We start from the raw sequence: 17,289 nt of genomic DNA on the forward strand, positions 1-17,289 counted from the left end.
TAGCCCTTCGCCGGAGTGCTTGTGCGGCAGTGGTAGCTGCTCGGAGTGTGGCGCCATTAGGCGTTGAGTGTGAGGTTTTCCGCCCACAGCTCGCCACGGAACGCACGGTACTGGAGCGAGGCGAATAGGGCGTCGAGCTCGGCCAGATGAGCCATATTCGAACTCCTCACCCTTTTCACGGACTCAATCTTTTCCACAAAAGCCCGCTGTTTGCTAATCGGGGGAAGCGAGACCGGCAAATCCTTGATGATAGCCATATTCAAACCCTTCATGATCGCCCCCTTTGCAGTTCTGTGCAGATACCTTTGAGATTCTGGATGCAGCAGAAAGTAACTGCGTAGAAACTCCGGCAGGCACTTACTTTGATCCAGCGTAATACAACACAAATGCTTGGTGTTGATAGCGACGGGGATATCGTCTGGAACGACCACGCAACGACCACATGTGCCCATAATGGTGATCAGCACGTCTCCGGGGTAAACCCTATACCGAGCCAGCTTCTCATACTTCTCCCCGGTGATGAACCTGCGACCCTGCCAGGCAAATTCATTGGTTACCGCATTGTCAATACCAAGGACTGGCACGCCAGAGTCGACAAATTCTTCACGCAACAACTGGCTACCGAAGGGGCCTGTACGGATGGACCCCTTCACAGCTTTTGCTACATCGTTCACAGTGACACACGGCCAGCTTTGATCCCGAGTTCCGAACATTTCAAGGAAAGTTGACCGAGTGAGATCATCGAGTAGAGCGACAGCCTTGCGGCGCTTTGCACGCAATGCATCTACGTGATCCAATAGTCGCAGCATCCTCTGCTGTTCCCTCATAGGAGGGACAGGAACTTCAAGCGCCCTGAGAATGGTGGAATTAATATTGACTTGCGCGACCCCTTGAGCCTTCCCCTCCAGCATAGAGACGATGCTGTCGAGGAAACGCCGAAGGAATGCCGGCGAAAGCTGCTCGGGGTCATGCGGCGTGAGCCCCGCGATAGCCTGGTTGGTTGCAGCATCCACGCCCAAGACTGCCGTACGGCCGATTGTTGCGAAGATGGAAATCAGAACCGTTCCAGCCGGAAGAATCTTGGCGGAACTATTCTTGATTCCAACCTCTGTGATACTTTCGTCGGTGGCCGTGATGCACCCTTGTCGCATATCGCCGATCTTTACCCAGGGGATAGCGCCACCATAGTGATCCGGATTGGCGCGTGCTGGGGTACCACCTGCTGCAACCGTACACAGATCTCCGAGTGCTACACGGGGCCACTCGCTCATCCCAGCATCCCCTTCAGCTCGCTCATCCCCTGTTGGATCTCAGCCTCAAGCTGAGCCAGTTCGTCAATGAGTTCACTGGGGGCGCGGTGCTCGACTTCTTTGTGGACGATCTCTTTGTACCTGTTAAGGCTCAGGTCGTAGCCCTGCGCAACGATGTCACTCTTGGGAACACAGAAGCTCTGTTCCGTACGCGCCCGCTCCTGCTCGCTACCGTTACGACGTCGCCAACGGGCAAGCACGTCAGGCAAGTTATTCTTAAGGTGCTCATCCTCGCCCAGCGTGACGTCGGCGACGAGTGGGCCGAGCTTGTCCTCTGTCAACAGCGGCACCCGTTTGTCGTCCAGGCTCCAGCCATCCGCCTTAACCTCGTAAAACCACACGTTGTCCGTGCCGCCACTATTGGTCTTGGTGAAGAACAAGATGGCTGTAGAGACCCCCGCGTACGGCTTGAAGACGCCTCCGGGCAGCTTGACCACCGCGTCCAGTTTGTGACCTTCGACGAGCAGTTTCCGCAACTCATTGTGCGCCTTACTGGAGCCAAAAAGTACCCCGTCCGGAACGATGACTGCTGCCCTGCCACCGGGCTTGAGGAGACGCAGAAACAGGGCGAGGAACAGCAGCTCGGTCTTCTTGGTCTTGACAACCTTCTGCAGGTCTGACGCCGTCGCGTCGTAGTCGAGGCTGCCAGCGAAGGGCGGGTTGGCGAGGATGAGGGAGTACCGATCGGCCTCGCCCGCCGCACTCTGAGCGAGCGAGTCGCGGTAGCGAATGTCGGGGTTCTCTACCGAGTGCAGCAGCATGTTCATGCTGCCGATGCGGAGCATCGTGCTGTCGAAGTCGAACCCGTGGAACATGCTCTCGTTGAAGTGCTGACGCTGTGCTGGCTCGAACAACGCCTCGCGGTGAGTGTGCTCCACGTACTCAGCAGAGGCGACCAAGAAGCCACCCGTGCCACACGCTGGGTCACAGATCTCGTCGCCCGGCTGCGGGGCCATCATCTCCACCATCAACTGGATGATGTGCCGGGGTGTACGGAACTGCCCGTTCTGCCCTGCCGTGGCGATCTTGCTGAGCATGTACTCGTACAGGTCGCCCTTGGTGTCCTTGTCGCCCATGTCGATGCCGTTGATCATGTCGACGGCTTTGGCGAGCAGGTTCGAGGTCGTGATGGTGAATCGAGCGTCCTTCATGTGGTGCGCGTATGTAGAGTCCTCGCCGCCCAGTGTGCGCAGCCAGGGAAAGACGCCGTCACGTACCCGCGTGAGCATGTTCTCGGGAGACTCATTGATGAACACCGACCAGCGAAGGATCTTGGTGTCGTCCGTGTAGATCGGGTTCTCAACCGGCCGTCCGGTGCGATTGGCCTTGTTCTCCTTGGCCTGCTCCAGGATGTCCAGGCGCCGGATGAACATCAGGTAGGTGATCTGCTCGATGACCTCCAATGGGTTGGAGATCCCGCCAGACCAGAAGGCGTCCCAGAGTCGGTCGATCTTGCTCTTCAGCTCACCTGTAATCACGCAAGCAGGCTAGCGTGTCCCACTGACACACGTGGTCGCGTCGGCCAGGGAACATCAGGCACCGATGGGCGAGCGGCATGCCAGGCAGACCTGTCTGGCGAGGCAGCCCCGACGCGCCCTCGCTACACGGCCGCCTCCGGCGCCGCTCCACGCTCCAGGTAGGTAGTCGCCCCGTCGGCACGGGCCTCAATGCCCGCAGTGATGCGGCGCACGAGGCGAGGGATCGTGAGGTCCGGCAGCTCTCGGGCGTCGTGGAAGGCGTAACCGCGAAGCTCGTCGGCCTGAAGCTCGATGTGCCGACACTCATCCGCGGTGAGGCGTCCCCCGTCGAAGAGGTAGAGGACCTTGTCGCCCTCCCCGGGGTTCGGCGCCCAGTCCACGACGAGCAGGCGGCCGATTCCGGGCTTGATGCCGAGCTCCTCCTGGACCTCGCGCACGCAGGCTTGAAGGGGGGACTCCCCCGTCTCGACGTACCCGCCGGGGATATCCCGATAGTCCTTGTACGAGGGCTCGACGAGCAGGACCCGGTCGGCGTCGTCGAAGAAGAGCGCGCCGGCGGCCATGCGCGGGTGGGCCATCTTCGCTTCGTGCTCGTTCTCGCTCACGGGACGGACTCTAACCGCCGACCACGCCGAGCCTGCGGGCCAGGTCTGCCACCGGCTGGGACGGGCGGCCTCGGGTGCCGCGGATCCAGCCGATGACCAGTTCGCGGCTCAGGTAGTGGTGGCGTACCTGTTCGGGTGCGGCTCGCTCGGCGTCCAGCAGAGTGGCCAGGGCCTCGTCGGTCCGGTTCCAGGCGCTGAGGGCTCGGGCGACTTCCAGGCTGTGCCTCACGCGCCGTTCTACAGGCAAGCCGCTGGTGTCGATGCGCTGCCCGAGATCGGCCGCGATCTGGATGTCGCCGAGTTCTCCGGCGGTGGCGACGCAGTGGATGGCCACGTTGGTCGGGCCGAAGGCCGTCCAGAGGTGGTTCGCGTCGGCCCCCAGCCGTTGTGCGACCTCATCCGCTTCGCGGAGGAAGGTCTGGGTGGTCGCACGGTCCTCCGCTCGGGCGGCCGCCATGGCGCCGGCGAGGAAGAGCGTGCCGTAGACCGAGAGGTATTCGTCGTTCGCGGTGCCCAGGCCGGGCTGCATGACGGCCGCCGCGTCGTTCACCAGCTGGATCGCCGCGGTGAAGCGGCCAGTGGCCATCAGGCAGTGCGTGACCGCCCGGAAGAGCGAGCCCGTCACCGTGCTCTGGCCGCTCTGTTGCGCTGCCGCAAGGCCACGGTCGGCGGCGATCCACGCCAGTTCTGACTCCCCAACCTTGCCCAGCACCATGGCCGCACCGTGATAGGCCAGGGCGAGTTCGGCATGGGCCTCCTCCCCTTCACGCCCTGAATACGAGCGGGAGGCCGCGAGGGCGTCGGCGAGGACGAGGGGAAGCCGTCGGGTCGCGAAGCCGTACTGAGACACCTGGTAGGCGTCGAGGACTTCCTTCACTGCGTCCCGCAAGCCCGCCAGGGTCGGCGGCTCTTCGTCGGGTGGGAGCCCCAGCAGGGGCGTGAGCTGCTTGTAGTCCATGAGCGCGTCACGCAGAGCGGGCACCGTACGGCGGCCGCTGTCACTCGACCACTCCAGGAGCGTCGGCTCGGCGAGGAGATCCCCGAGCGAGACGTCGAGAGCCTCGGAGAGTGAAGTGATCACCGAGAGGCGGTCGAGCTCGATCCGGTTGTTCTCCGCTTTGCTCAGCCAGTCCGTGGTGCGGCCGACGAGGCCGGCCAGGACTTCTTGGGAAAGTCCGCGTCGGCGCCGGTACCAGGCAACGCGTTCGCCGATGGTCAGGTTCTCTGTCATCCCTCGCATGTCCTGAGCATCACCTCGTGGCCGGAATCGACCCCGGAAGGTTTTTCCGGGGTGCTGCGGGGCGCCGCGCCTACTGTCGCAGCAGACCGAGAAAGCCGCAGGGCGATGGCGGTAACTCCGTTCATTCCAGCGGACTTTGGAGATCAGCTCTGCTTCTCGAACGGGATGGAGGTGTGTGGAGGATGCGCAGCACGAAGTCGGCGGAGCCGTGGGGCGGACACGGGCTGGGGCCGTTCGGCGTGGCTGTCCTCAAGCCGTACTCCAGAACGCGGTTCGCCACGGACGGCAGTGCCGTGCTGAAGGTCTACGTCGGCATCGACCCCGACGGCCGACGTCGACGGGAGGCCACCACGGTCCAGCGTGCTGCCCTGCGCGGCATCTCGGTTCCGACCGTCCTCGCTACGGGATGCGGAGAGGCCGGGTCCTGGACAGTGTTCCGGGCGGTGCGCGGGACACCATGCTCGGTGGTCACCCGCAAGGCGACTGAGGACTACATCGGTCACGTCGTGGCGGTGAGCGGCATGCTTCACCGGCCCACTGCCGGCGCTACTCCTGGCCCCGGCTGGGCGGCACGGACTGGCAGCCCTGTTTCCGCGAGCCAGTTCCTACTGGATCAGTTCTCGGCCCGCTGCCGGTGGATGCCCTGGTGGGCTGCGTTGCGGGAGGCCCTCCAAACGATCGATGCCCACCCAATCGTTCACCTACATGGCGATCTCAAGCCCGAGCACCTCCTCGTCGACGGAGAGCGCCTGCACGTCGTCGACTGGGAGGCGAGTGCCTGTGGCCCAGCCGTTCTCGACTACACCGACGTCGTCTTCCATCTCGTACGGGACCTGCTGTACGAGGACGAAGCCCCGGTGCGCATTCCGGTCGATCTCGCGGACCGTTTGCCGTTCCACGGGCCGGTGCTCGCCTGGCGACTGCTCCTCTGGCTCGATCGCCGCCGGACCCAGGACATCGACCTCGTCACGACCCACGACATCATCCGACTCACCGCTGAAGAACAAGCCGTTTCCGCATACCAGTCGCTCGCAGCGATCGTGGCGCATCTCCGCGCTGCCGGAGTCCCTCGCTGAATCTCGACCGCACCGCTCGTCCAGGCGTGCTGACGCCTGCGCTCATCTCCTTCTTCCCACCCCTGAACGGGAGTTCGTGATGCCTCGTACGAGCACGATCATCGGCAACAGTCACCTCGTCATCGACACCGCCATGGCCAGACCGGACGCGACGACCATCGTCGAGCGGAAGGGCCTCGGCCACCCGGACACCCTCGCCGATCACCTCGCCGAGCGGCTGTCCCGCGCCTACAGCCACCACACCGTCGCGCGCTTCGGCGCCGTGCTGCACCACAACTTCGACAAGCTCGCTCTCCTCGGCGGCGCCAGCGAAGTCCGTTACGGAGCAGGCGAGATGACCGCCCCGGTCCGCGTCCTGGTCAACGGTCGCGCGGCACCGATGTGCGGGGGCGAGACGATCCCGGTCGAGGAGATCGTCGAGGCCGAGGTGCGGGCGTTCTTCGCCGAGCGGCTTCCCGAGGTGTCGGACCACCTCGACATCGTCTTCAACATCACCAGCAACTCCAGCCCAGGGGCGGTCCTCACCGGCGACGGGACCCCCGACCGCACGCGCTGGTTCAATCCCCGCTCCGTCGACGACCTCCGTGAGCGCCGGGTGCGGCTCTCGAACGACACGTCGCTGGGGACCGGCTGGGCCCCCGAGAACGCCTTCGAGTCGTTCGTCCGCGACCTGGTGAACCACTTCTCCGGCGAGAGCGAGTTCACCCTCTCCCACGCGTGGTGCGGCGCCGACGTCAAGCTCATGGGCTTCTGGGACGGCGACGAAGCCGACATCGTCCTGTGCGTGCCGCAGAAGTCGCGGCTCGTCGCCAGCCGGGCCGAGTACATCCGCAACAAGGAGACCGTCCTCGCCGAGTGCCACCGGCTGGCCGGCATCCGGCTCCCGGACGCTCAGGCACGTTTCCGGCTCAACGCCCGCGACGTCCCGGAGAAGGACGAGCTGTACCTGACCTACACCGGGAGCTCGATCGAGTCGGGGGACGAGGGCGTCGTCGGGCGCGGTAACCGGGTCAACGGGCTGATCACGCCGCTGCGGCCGATGAACCTGGAGGGCGCCAACGGCAAGAACCCCGTCTACCACGTCGGCAAGCTCTACAACATCGCCGCGCAGCGCCTGGCCCACCGCCTGCACGAGAACACCGACGGGCATGCGGAAGTGCATCTGGTCAGCACTACCGGCCAGCGTCTGGACGAACCCTGGCGCATCCTCGTCCGCCTCTCCGCCCCGGACGCCGAGGTCGACAAGGTGCAGGCCCTCGTCGCGGAGGTACTGGGCGAGTTCCCCGCCCTGACGGATGAGCTCGTCTCGGACGGGATCGAGCTGAGCTGATGACGAGGCGGACGCTCGGAGAGATCCCCGCGGGGTGCAGACAACGATTGCTCGCGCACTACGGGCCCGCGGTCAAGCCGTGGCTCGACGCTGTCCCGGGGCTGCTGGCACGTGCGGCAGGGAGGTGGAAGCTGACGCTCGTGGCGTACCACGACGCCGGTCACGCCTCGGTGATCGCGACCGCGGCCCGTCCCGACGGGCGTCCGCTGCTCCTCAAAGCATGGGTTGATCCATCTCGTTTTCGCCATGAGGTGGAAGCGTCACGGCTCTGGGCCCGTGGCCCGACGGCGGAGGTCGTGGAGGCCGCGGACGATCTGGGCGTGGCCGCGCTCGAAGTCATCGGAGGGCAACCCGGCGGCGCGGATCGGCCGCGGCGGGAGCTCCAAATGGTGGCGGCGGCCGTCCACGGGCTCCACACCTTGGGGCGCGACAGACTCCGGTCGGAGCAGCTTCCACTCCTCACCGACTACCTCGCCCACGAAGTGCGTCCGCAGATCGAGCGGCGGATGCGCGAACTCGACCTTGGTGGCTGGCATCCCCTCGTCGAAGCAGGGTTCGCAGCCGTCGCCGATCTGGAGGAGGGCTCCCGCCGAGCGACGGTGCTGCACGCCGACCTGTACCGGGAGAACGTCTTGTTCGACTGGCGGGGACACCCCCGGCTGATCGATCCGCTCCCCATGGTGGGCGATCCCGCGTTCGACTGGGCGTTCTGGACCGTCTACTACGAGCTCGGACGCGGGACGACCGCACGGCTGGCCGTCGCCTCACGTACGTCTCGGATCCCCGTCCCCGTGCTCGCACCCTGGTGCCGACTCCTGGCGGTCCACGGCCTCCTCTTCTACGTGGAGTCCGGCGACGCACGCGCCACGTTCATGGCCACCGTGCTCAGCGATCTTCTGGCGACAGCGACGACCCCTCGGAGTGGATCGTGACGACGTACATCCTTCGCCATGGCCAGACCGACTACAGCAAGCGGTACCTCGTCAACGGCGACCCGACCAAGCAGATCCTCCTGACCGACGAAGGCCGCCAGTCACTCGGCCGTGCGTGGAACGTCCTCCCGCTCCATTCCGTGGCCACCTGGCTGACCAGCGAATTTCCACGGGCTCGGCAGACCGCCTCGCTACTCATGGGTGTCCCCTCGCCCGAGCTGGTTGTAGACGCCCGGCTGAACGAACTCGACTACGGGGAGCTCGAGGGCAAGCCCTTCCTCGACTATGCGGCCTGGCTCGACGAGCACGGTCCTCGTCAGCGCCCGCCGGGCGCCGCGGAGTCTCAGCACGGGGGCATACGTAGGCTGCTCACCGGCGTCCTCGCCGCTCTGGAGCACCCAGCGCCCCGCGTCCTGGTCGGGCACGGCCTGCTGGTTTCCGTCCTCCACTGGCATGGAGATCGCGCGGCCGGCGAGGCCATGCCGCTGTTCTTCCCCGAGGCTCCCTACATCGAGCCGCTCGCCATCGGCGACGACGATCTTTCCCTCTTGGTCACGGAGCTCTTGGATGATCTTGAATCGGCCACTCTGCGCGAGATCACCGCCGATGGTGACGCGTCGATATTGCGGATCGGTGAGGGGTCGGCGGTTGCTACCGTCGATGCGGTATCCCCATCCCACTCGCCGGATAAGAAGGATCTTCCTCATGCATGATGCCCGCGCCCTGATTGAAATGGGTGCCGAAGCGGTACGTCGGCTCGCTCGTCGCGGTTACGCCCTGGATTTGTCCCGGCTGGAAGACCTCCAGTCCCGGCGCAACCAGAGCATCCGCTCGGCCGACGAGCTGCGGGCGGAGTCCAAGCGGGTGGCGAGCGAGGTCCAGCAGACGGCCAAGCAGGGTGGGGACATCTCCAAGCTGAAGGAGCGCGCCCGCGAGCTGAAGGACCAGATCCGCGACATCGAGGCCGCGCAGGAGAAGGTCCAGGAGGAGCTCACCGAGCTCCTGCTGACCATCCCGAATCTCCCCGACGACGAGGCCCCGGACGGCGACTCCGAGGAGTTCGCGGTCGAGATCCGGCGCGTCGGCAACCCGCCGGCGTTCTCGTTCGAGCCGAAGGACCACGTCGACCTGGGCGAGGCCACCGGGATCCTCGACTTTGCCCGCGCCACGAAGCTGTCCGGCTCGCGCTTCGCGGTCTCCCGCGGCGCTGGCGCCGCCCTGGAGCGCGCGCTGGCCACGCTCTTCCTCGACATTCACACGCGCCGCCACGGCTACGTCGAGCACGGTGTCCCGTACCTGGTGACCCGCAAGACGATGACCGGCACCGGCCAGCTGCCGAAGTTCGAGGAGGACCTGTTCAAGACCGGCGCCGCCGATCGCGACCTGTTCCTCATCCCGACGGCCGAGGTCCCGCTGACCAATCTCTACTCCGACGAGATCATCCCGCCCGCCGAGCTGCCCCTGGCCCTCACGGCGCACACCCCGTGCTTCCGCTCGGAGGCGGGCTCGTACGGGCGCGACACCCGCGGCCTGATCCGCCAGCACCAGTTCTCTAAGGTCGAGATGGTCAAGATCGTCGACCCGGAGACCGCGGACGCCGAGCTGGAGACGATGGTCGGCCACGCCGAGGCGTGCCTGAAGGAGCTCGGCCTCGCCTACCGCGTGGTCAAGCTGGCCGCCGGCGATACGGGCTTCTCCGCCCAGCTCACGTACGACATCGAGGTCTGGATCCCGAGCCAGAACACCTACCGGGAGATCTCCTCGATCTCCAACTTCGGCACCTTCCAGGCCCGCCGCGCTAACATCCGCACCCGCGGTGAGGACGGCAAGCCCAAGCTCGTCGCCACCCTCAACGGGTCCGGCCTGCCCGTCGGCCGCACCCTGGCCGCGCTCCTTGAGCAGTGCCAGCAGCAGGACGGCTCGCTCGTCCTCCCTGAATCTCTCTTCCCGTACCTCGGCTTCCGCCGACTCTCGGCGGACGGAACACCGGAGGCATAAGTGCTCGTCGGCGTCTGCGACTTCCCCGGTAGCTACGCCTTTCCACCCGCCGGATACGGCGGGATCGAACGATGGCTGTGGGCGGTCGCCGTAGGCGCCCGAACCGCAGGCGCCGACGTACACCTCCTCGGGCCGGGCTGGCTCACGGACCTGGAGCACGACTGGGTCCGTAAGCCGGTCCGCCTGGAGGACCTCACTCCCGGATCGCTCGCCGAGCGCGAGCTCCGCAGCGCCGGATACGACCTCTTGGTCGTCGGGCACGAATACCCGTCGCTGCCGGCCTGGACGCGTACCTGGAACAAGCTGGACTGCGACATGGCCACGTTCCAGCATTCGCCCGTCTTCCAGCACGCGGACACGGCCTTCGACGGCAAGCGGTCACGGCTCTACTGCTACTCGCCCGAGATGATCGAGCGGTACGCAGCCCACCGACCGATCCCCGAACTCGCTGTCCACCTCGGCCTGGACGAGGAAGAGCCGCCCGCCGTCGCCGGTAGCGACCTCGTATGGCTCGGCCGGATTGACGAGGAAAAGGCCCCGCACATCGCCGTCCGAGCCGCCCAGATCCTCGGACGCCGGATCCAGATCGTCGGACCCGTCTTCGACGACGCGTACGTACGACGCCACCAACGCCTCTTCAGCGCGGACCACGTGAAGTGGGTCGGTGAACTCGGCGGCCCCGCTAAGACAGCTGCTATCCGCGACGCCTCCGTCTTCGTCTACACCTACGCCCGTGCATACGTGGAGGCCGGCGCCGCGGTCTTCGGCGAGTCTCTCCGCGCCGGCACCCCCATGGCCGCGCTCACCTGGCGTGAGGGCACATGCGCCCAAGCCGCTCTGTGCGATCAGACCGGCGTGGTGGCGGTGGCCGACCCTGTCGTGGACGACGAGACGGCAGCGGAACTCCTCGCGCGGGCGATCGAGAAGGCTGAGGACCTGAAGTACGCGGAGGTCCAGGAGATCGGGATGGACCGCTTCGATCCGGCCCGCCACTTCAGGGCGATGGCGAGTCGGCCGTGATGTCGAGTCATCCCAGAGAACGCCCGTTCGTGCCTTCACCTCCTTCAGGCGTCCTCATACCTGAGGTCCTTCAGCGCATCCTCGGGGCCCACTGGGAGTTCACCGTCTCCGACAGACAGGTCAAGATCGAGCACGCACACAGAGGCTCCCCATACCGTCCGCCTCGTCAGGCGCCGTCGTGGGAGGAACTACTGGCGGGGCTCACGACGGGTTTCGCGGCGCTAGGCGTCCCGCAGGACACCTGTCTGCCGCTTCGGTGGGGCCGCGAGACCGAGCTGACGATCTCGGCAGTCCAAGCCCTCGATCCCTATCTCAAGGACGGGCGTCCGGTGACCTACCGCAGCGGCTTCCTGCCTCAGCCCGTTGTCCGCTTCACCGGGCAGCGCGACACATCGGGTGATCTTCGGCCAGGGTTCCTGACCTCGTTCGTCAACGTCTCCCGTGTCCAGCCGATCCAGCACATGGACGAGTACGGAGGAATCTTGGACGGCTGGTTCAGCGTGCTGTCACGACTCGGTTTCCACGCGCGCCACATCAGCGTCCACGGCACACTGACCACTTGGAAGCGCCGCCAAGTCGAGGGCATCACACTTCGCTTCAAGCACTTGGACCTGCCTGTCGGTGACATCGTTCTCCTGTGGAACGCCGACAACCCTGCCCGTCTGGCCGTGGACCTCGGTACCGGTCTTGAGCGCCTGGCCTGGGCACGGACTCGGTTGGGGTGGAGGGATCTCGTATTCGGCAGGTTCTCATCCCTGGCCCCACCACCGACCCTGGATGCCGTCCGCACCGCCACTCTCCTCCTCGGGCACGGCATCCGTCCCGCCTCGCGAGGAGCAGGCGGCATCACTCGCCGAGTGATCGCAACGGTCGATCCTGGTGTGGCGAGGTTGGGCGTCAGTTCCCTGGTTCGCGCGTCGTACCGCTACTGGCGGCTGTTCGGCGAGCTGAAGGCACCTTGGCCAGCCGTGGCCGTGGCGATGGAGGAAGAGCTGGGTGCCTGAAGGGCTGGCCGTTCGTGTCGCCGTCGGTCAGACCGACTGGGACTTATCGGCGCCGTCCGAACTGCCGTTCGGCGGGTGCCGGGGGTGCCGCTGCAGGTTGTGGATTCAGGTGAGCCGACACCGAAGGCGTCATGGTCGAGCGCCGGCGAGCAGCCTCCGCCCGGCGGTTGGGCACGGGATTCCGGCTGGTGTGTTGGATGCGAGTGATCAGGACGCGGGCGGGCTGACGGGCGGTGTGTAGTTCGCGCTGGGCGGCTGCTTCCTTAAGGAGCTGGTGGGGTGTGTGGCCACCGGCTTCGGCATCGGCGAGAACGGTGGCGAGGGCCGGCCAGGCAGGGTCAGTGAGGATGCGGTCGGCGTAGTCGGGGATGGCTGCGCGGACATCGCGGACGAGGGAGCGACTGGCCTGGTCGTTCGGATGGCGAGTGGCGAGGCTGTCGATGACGGGCGTGAGGGCTCGGTCGGTGACGGTCTGGAGGTGGTGGAGAGCCTGGCGGACGGCTTCGGCCTGGTGGGCGTGGTTCTTCGCTTCGTGCCAGCGGGCGGCGACGACGGTGGCCCAGACGAGGGCGGCGAGCAGGGTCGCCAGGGCGCTGCCGTCGGGGCCGGTGGCGGTGTGTGCGATGTCGCGGGCCGCCGTGCGCAGGGTGTGGGCGACCTGGTTCTCGGCTCGGATTTGGGAGCGCTGAGCACGGACGAACGCCCGTGAAGCGGCTCGCAGTTCGGCGTGGAAGTGGGCGGGGGCATTCTGGGCGGTGGCCTCGATGAGTTCGCCGAGCGCGGTGATGTGGGCCTGAGCGTGGGAGTCGTCGGCCATGCCGACATGGAGGATGTCGAGAGCGTCAGTGGCCCGGTGCCAGGGGGTAGTGCGGCGCTCTCGGCGTGCGGTGGGGTGTTCCTCTGGCGCGGTGGTTTCCAGGCGGGCCTTCAGCTTGGGGAGGGTGAGGTCGGGAGCAATCTTGCCGCCGGGGTGGAAGATCTGTTCGCCGGCCTTGTTGAGGTCGCCGGGGCGGCCGACGGCGTAGCCGAGAAGGTCTCCGGACGGTCCGCGGCGCGGCTTGACCGCGATGCCGTCGGCTTCGAGGTAGGCGAGGAGTTCATCAGCGCTGCCGGCGTGGGGGATGGCGGCGCGGATGCGGTCCTGGAGCCAATCGCGGCTGGTCTGCTCCCAGCCGAGGCGTTCGGCCTTGTGCATCTCGGCCTGGGTGGGGCGGCGTCCGGCGGTGCGGTCGCCCATCTTCAATTGGCGTAGGCCGTAGTCCTTTTCGACCTGGCGGCAGGCGTCGCCTACGCGGATGCCGCTGTCGTGGAGTTTGGGACGGCGGCCATCTTCGCGGACGGTGGTGGCGACGATGTGGATGTGGTCGTCCGCGTGACGTACTGCGATCCACCGGCAGGCCAGGTCGTCTCCGGGTGGTGCGATGCCTGCGGCTTCGACGATCCGCTGTGCGATGTCGGCCCACTCCGTGTCGGAGAGGGGCCGGTCCTCGGGGGCTGCTCGGACGGGGCAGTGCCAGACGTGATCGGTGACCTTCTTTCCGAACTCGCTGTTGCGGAGCCGTACGGGCTCGTCAAGGTGGCGGGTGAGCTGGGTGAGGGTGGCGTCGGGGTTCCGGCCGGGATCGGGCATGCCGAGCATGGCGAAGCCCGCGACGATGTGCGGATCAAGATGTTCGTCGTGCCGACCGGGGCCGTAGAGATAGGCGAGCAGGCCACGGGTGTTGGCCCCAGTCGGCTTGATGGCGGCTATCACGCGGCCTGGTCCTTCCTGGGGTCGGCGGGTTCTCCTAGGGCCTCGGCGATCAGTTCCAGCAGGTGGTGCAGCTCGTCGAGGCGGTGACGTACGTCGGGTGGGGTGAGGTCGCTGTTGAGGGCGCGGGCGATCTGGTTGACGTTGACGCCGATGCGGTTGAGTTCGCGCAGCACCTGGGCGCGGAACATGTGGGTGCGGCGACGGTCCTCGGACAGCGGCAGGTTCGCGGTGAACCGACCGGTGATGAAGGCGAGGACGATGTCGGCGGCGAAGCCGGATTCCCCCTTGTAGCCGTGTTCACCGGCGGCCTCCTGGAGGCTGGCGTGCTCGTCGCCGGTGAACCGCAGCGGTCCGACGCGGACGGTCCGCTTGGTGCCGGTGAAACGACGGATCGCCGGTTGGACGCTCTGCGCTTCTCGCTCACCTGTTGGCGGCTCGGTGGTGGGTGTGGGGTGGAGGATCTGCTGCTGGACGGTATGGAGCTCGTTTTGGTCGGGGCCGCCCTCGGCTCCGACCTCCCGGCCCGGCGCCACTTGGCGCCGGGCCGTCTCGGCCACCCCTGGGGCGGAGACCCCCGAAGACCGTCCTTGAGTCGGACTCGGGGTACTACTGGCTCCGCCAGGGGCCGTCCGTCCGAACGCCCGCCGTAGACGTTCCAGCAGCGTAGGGGACTGCGGCGACGTAGGTGGCTCAGCGGGGGTGCCGTCAGGCAGGTGCTGGTTGTGCGTCAAGGGAGATACTCCATGTACGGCTGGGCGTGCGGGGTGGCGATGCTTGCGCGGCGCGGTCGTCGCGTTGTCCACAGGTGTGGAAATCTGCGGCGGGTTGGCCGATGCTCGGGTGACCGGAAGGGTTCCGGTCACCCGAGCAGGCCGGGGTCAGCGCCTGGAGACCTCGATGCCGGCTGCTTCGAGTTCCGGCCGAAGTAGTTCCATCACCTCGGTCTGCCGCTCACTGCCGATCGTCAGGTCCCGGTCCTTCACTGCCGCTCGAAGCAGGCCGCGCGTGAGTTTGCCGTGCTGATGACCGGTCGTCCGTCCGATGTCCGCCAGCTCCGCGATGGTCGCTTTCGGCGGACGACCACCGCTCGACTTGCTCTCCGGAACCTGGGGCGCAGGTTCCGTCCGCTCGTCACCGGAGACCGGCGAACTATCAGGAGCGGCGTCTGGCCGGTGGCTGTGGTTGATGTCGCCGACCGATCGTTCCTGCGCCTTTACAGAGCTCCTGTCCGAGGAGTCGTCGGGCGGTGCGACGAGCTGGTGGATCTGTCGCATCAGGACGCCGAAGGCGCCCATCGCGGCGGCCGGAGGAACGGCTGCGACCACGTAGTCGAGGAGCGGGACGCTGCGCGCGTTGTCCGTTCCGCTGACCCCGGCGACGTTCAACGCGATGGAGCCGACTGATCCGGCAACGGTCACGGCGATTGCCCAGGGGTCGGTTATGCGGCGCAGCGCTGCGCGCAGCATGAGCAGTTCGCCCGCGACGATGAACGCGTCCAGGGTGGCGGGCCAGGCCCAGCGGCGGATGGGGGTTGCTCCGAGCCCGTGTTGGCTGGCGACGTCGGCGAGGTGCGCGTAGGAGAGCCAGAACGCTCCGGCTGTCAGGGCGACGATGACGAGGCCAGCCGCGCCGAGCACGAGTTGCTCGGCGTCAACCCGCTTCGTCGGCTGCCTTTCGCTGCGGACGTCGGCTCGTGGCTGGGGTGCTTGCGTGGTGAGGTGCGGGGCGGTCAAGCGGAAGCTCCCGGGGGTGGTGGTGTAGGGCGTCTTAGCCGTCTCGGCCGTTGCACGTGCAGGTCAGCGCGGGACGGCAGCGCTCCGGACGTGCCGTCCTGGCGGGCAGCGCCAGCGTCTTGTCCCGATTCGGGATAGGGAGGCGACGGCTTCGGTTCGGGCTCCACCTTGGGACGGCTTGTCTCCTGCCGGGACGACTGCGTTATCGCAGCCGTCCCGGCAAGCAGGACTGTGACCTGCGGCGATACGGCGAGGACGCCTGGGACGGGGCAAGACGGATCAGGACGCCATCCCTCTGCTGGCTGCACGTGCTCAGGCGCGTTCGTTGCCGTCTTGCCCTCGACTGCCGTCCTGCTGGTGTATGCCCTGACCTGCACGATCACGGCAGGGACGGCAAGTACGGCAACCAGTGAGGTGGGGGTCAGTCTTCGTCGCGACGAGCGTCGACCGGGTGGACGGCCGGGCAGTACCGTCGCCAGGCGTCGAGGAACTTGTTGCGCATGTAGCCCTTGCGCTGCGTCCGGTCGGCCATGCGTACATTGCCGGGCCGGATGTCGTAGTCCCGCAGCATCCCGCTGAGCTCCCGCGAGGTCAGCCCGAAGCGTCCGCGCTCTCCCCACGGTGCTTCTGCATCCGCGTTCAGGTGGTGCAGAAGGTCTTCGGTGGAGAGGCTGTCCGCCTCTCGCTGGGCGAAGAAAACCCGTCGGATATCGGCGAGGATGCGCGCCCCGCTCGGGTGGTCCTCCTCGGCCGCCGCCTCGGCGGCGACCATTCGGGCGCACGCGATCCGCGCGAGCCGTTGCCAGCGGCCGCCGGCCAGGTCGGCGACGATCACCAGGGGCTCCCAGGTGTCGGCGGCTCGGTCCTCGACCGGCATCTCCGGCTCCAGGATCGCGGCATCCTCCAGCAGTGGGAGGGCCCAGGCGCGGATGCGGTCCCGTAGCTCGTGCAGAGCGGGGATGTCGCGTCGCGAGCGGAAGGGTTTGACCTTCTCGCCCTCGGCCCGGCGGCGCATGCGGATGACGACCGATCGATCCATGACCGTGTCCGGCAGGTCACCGATGCCCGCGATGGCCGCCATCGCGAAGGTGGCGAACTTGTGCGGGGTGTGGTCGTTGCCGACGACCCGGGTGACATACCGGCCGCGCTGGTGGCCGGCGTTGAGGAGGCCGCGTGTCTCCTCGTTCTTCTCCGCGACCTTGGGGCCGAAGATGGTGTCGGCCTCGTCCACCAGCAGCGTCGGCGGCTCCTCTTCGTTGATCGAGCGGAAGATGGCCGCTGGTGTGGTGTTGATGGTGAGCATCGGCTCGTGGACCGTCTCGGTCAGCACGTCCAGGAGCCGCGACTTACCGCACCGCTTCGCAGGACCCACCACTGCCAGTCGTGGGGCGTGCTGCCACGCGGGCTGGAGCTGCGTCGCCGCCACCCACAGGGTGACCGCGTCCAGCGCCTCGGAAGAGGGTGGGATCACGAACTGGGCTATCTGGGAGCGGAGTTCATCCAGTAGCTCCGAGCCCGGCGTCGGCTCCCCGTCGGGGATGGCCTCCAGGCCCCTCGCCGGGTCCGCCTCGCTGCTGCCGTCGACCGGACCCTCGTACGCGTCCGCTGTAAAAACGTCGCCCTGGGAGGGGCGCAGGTGGGCGCCGGGCCGGCCGGGGATGGCTGTGGCGGGCCAGGCCGCTCGGGCGGAGGCGGAATAGGAGTCGGGGTTCTCGGGTTGCACTGGGCGGCTCCTCGTCTGGCGGTGTCGGGCTTGCACGCCCCTGCCGCCGGGTCGGATCTCACGGGATTGCTGGGGAGTCTCGGGGCC

The 17,289-nt window shown here is 66.9% G+C and carries 15 protein-coding genes; 7 read left to right on the plus strand and 8 right to left on the minus strand.

Features of this window, described 5'->3' with window-relative positions:
* Window positions 1-56: 56 nt before the first annotated feature.
* The 4 genes from ABZ454_RS29505 to ABZ454_RS29520 form a co-directional block, all read right to left on the minus strand.
* Complete coding sequence (locus ABZ454_RS29505; protein WP_359542444.1) at window positions 57-1,271, minus strand: restriction endonuclease subunit S; 1,215 nt, start codon at window positions 1,269-1,271, stop codon at window positions 57-59.
* Window positions 1,268-2,788: a class I SAM-dependent DNA methyltransferase gene (locus ABZ454_RS29510; protein ID WP_359542447.1), complete on the minus strand. Its 1,521-nt coding sequence runs from the start codon at window positions 2,786-2,788 to the stop codon at window positions 1,268-1,270. Before ABZ454_RS29510 ends, ABZ454_RS29505 begins: the two co-directional genes overlap by 4 nt.
* Before the next feature lie 122 nt (window positions 2,789-2,910).
* Window positions 2,911-3,393, minus strand: coding sequence for an NUDIX hydrolase (locus ABZ454_RS29515; RefSeq protein WP_359542449.1), 483 nt, complete (start codon window positions 3,391-3,393; stop codon window positions 2,911-2,913).
* Window positions 3,394-3,403: 10 nt separating this feature from the next.
* Window positions 3,404-4,624, minus strand: coding sequence for a helix-turn-helix domain-containing protein (locus tag ABZ454_RS29520; protein ID WP_359542452.1), 1,221 nt, complete (start codon window positions 4,622-4,624; stop codon window positions 3,404-3,406).
* Between the two features lie 191 nt (window positions 4,625-4,815).
* Between ABZ454_RS29520 and ABZ454_RS29525 the strand changes: the two genes are divergently transcribed.
* The 7 genes from ABZ454_RS29525 to ABZ454_RS29555 all read left to right on the plus strand — a co-directional run bounded on the left by ABZ454_RS29525 (window position 4,816) and on the right by ABZ454_RS29555 (window position 11,993).
* A complete protein-coding gene (locus ABZ454_RS29525; RefSeq protein WP_359542454.1) occupies window positions 4,816-5,709 on the plus strand; it encodes an aminoglycoside phosphotransferase family protein in 894 nt (297 codons plus the stop codon).
* Window positions 5,710-5,788: 79 nt separating this feature from the next.
* Window positions 5,789-7,039, plus strand: coding sequence for a methionine adenosyltransferase (locus tag ABZ454_RS29530; RefSeq protein WP_359542456.1), 1,251 nt, complete (start codon window positions 5,789-5,791; stop codon window positions 7,037-7,039).
* A complete protein-coding gene (locus tag ABZ454_RS29535; RefSeq protein WP_359542458.1) occupies window positions 7,039-7,971 on the plus strand; it encodes an aminoglycoside phosphotransferase family protein in 933 nt (310 codons plus the stop codon). Before ABZ454_RS29530 ends, ABZ454_RS29535 begins: the two co-directional genes overlap by 1 nt.
* On the plus strand, window positions 7,968-8,684 hold the full coding sequence (locus ABZ454_RS29540) for a histidine phosphatase family protein (protein WP_359542461.1): 717 nt from the start codon (window positions 7,968-7,970) through the stop codon (window positions 8,682-8,684). The genes ABZ454_RS29535 and ABZ454_RS29540 overlap by 4 nt, the downstream gene beginning before the upstream one ends.
* Window positions 8,677-9,969 carry a serine--tRNA ligase gene (gene serS, locus ABZ454_RS29545; protein ID WP_359542463.1) on the plus strand — a complete coding sequence of 431 codons (1,293 nt, stop codon included), beginning with the start codon at window positions 8,677-8,679 and terminating at the stop codon, window positions 9,967-9,969. The genes ABZ454_RS29540 and serS overlap by 8 nt, the downstream gene beginning before the upstream one ends.
* Complete coding sequence (locus tag ABZ454_RS29550) at window positions 9,970-10,989, plus strand: glycosyltransferase (RefSeq protein ID WP_359542465.1); 1,020 nt, start codon at window positions 9,970-9,972, stop codon at window positions 10,987-10,989.
* 329 nt (window positions 10,990-11,318) lie between these two features.
* The gene (locus tag ABZ454_RS29555; RefSeq protein WP_014046743.1) at window positions 11,319-11,993 is read left to right on the plus strand and encodes a hypothetical protein; all 675 of its coding nucleotides are present in this window, start codon (window positions 11,319-11,321) and stop codon (window positions 11,991-11,993) included.
* A 43-nt stretch (window positions 11,994-12,036) separates the two neighbouring features.
* On the opposite strand, the gene ABZ454_RS29560 is transcribed toward ABZ454_RS29555, so the two are convergent.
* The 4 genes from ABZ454_RS29560 to ABZ454_RS29575 all read right to left on the minus strand — a co-directional run bounded on the left by ABZ454_RS29560 (window position 12,037) and on the right by ABZ454_RS29575 (window position 17,202).
* Window positions 12,037-13,746 carry a mobilization protein gene (locus tag ABZ454_RS29560; protein WP_359542467.1) on the minus strand — a complete coding sequence of 570 codons (1,710 nt, stop codon included), beginning with the start codon at window positions 13,744-13,746 and terminating at the stop codon, window positions 12,037-12,039.
* Window positions 13,743-14,303, minus strand: coding sequence for a MobC family plasmid mobilization relaxosome protein (locus ABZ454_RS29565; protein ID WP_359542469.1), 561 nt, complete (start codon window positions 14,301-14,303; stop codon window positions 13,743-13,745). Before ABZ454_RS29565 ends, ABZ454_RS29560 begins: the two co-directional genes overlap by 4 nt.
* A 321-nt stretch (window positions 14,304-14,624) precedes the next feature.
* Window positions 14,625-15,479 (minus strand): DUF2637 domain-containing protein, encoded by an 855-nt coding sequence (locus tag ABZ454_RS29570; RefSeq protein WP_359542471.1) that lies wholly within the window; start codon window positions 15,477-15,479, stop codon window positions 14,625-14,627.
* A gap of 421 nt (window positions 15,480-15,900) precedes the next feature.
* Complete coding sequence (locus ABZ454_RS29575; protein ID WP_359542473.1) at window positions 15,901-17,202, minus strand: DUF3631 domain-containing protein; 1,302 nt, start codon at window positions 17,200-17,202, stop codon at window positions 15,901-15,903.
* Window positions 17,203-17,289 lie beyond the last annotated feature (87 nt).

It is taken from the genome of Streptomyces sp. NPDC005803, from assembly GCF_040630435.1.
Classification (GTDB): Bacteria; Actinomycetota; Actinomycetes; order Streptomycetales; family Streptomycetaceae; genus Streptomyces.

Bases quoted from the DNA above. Each gene is read 5' to 3' on its own strand.
- serS (WP_359542463.1), top strand. From the start codon at position 8,677: ATGCATGATGCCCGCGCCCTGATTGAAATGGGTGCCGAAGCGGTACGT.
- ABZ454_RS29530 (WP_359542456.1), top strand. From the start codon at position 5,789: ATGCCTCGTACGAGCACGATCATCGGCAACAGTCACCTCGTCATCGAC.
- ABZ454_RS29505 (WP_359542444.1), bottom strand. From the start codon at position 1,271: ATGAGCGAGTGGCCCCGTGTAGCACTCGGAGATCTGTGTACGGTTGCA.
- ABZ454_RS29520 (WP_359542452.1), bottom strand. From the start codon at position 4,624: ATGACAGAGAACCTGACCATCGGCGAACGCGTTGCCTGGTACCGGCGC.
- ABZ454_RS29535 (WP_359542458.1), top strand. From the start codon at position 7,039: ATGACGAGGCGGACGCTCGGAGAGATCCCCGCGGGGTGCAGACAACGA.
- ABZ454_RS29525 (WP_359542454.1), top strand. From the start codon at position 4,816: ATGCGCAGCACGAAGTCGGCGGAGCCGTGGGGCGGACACGGGCTGGGG.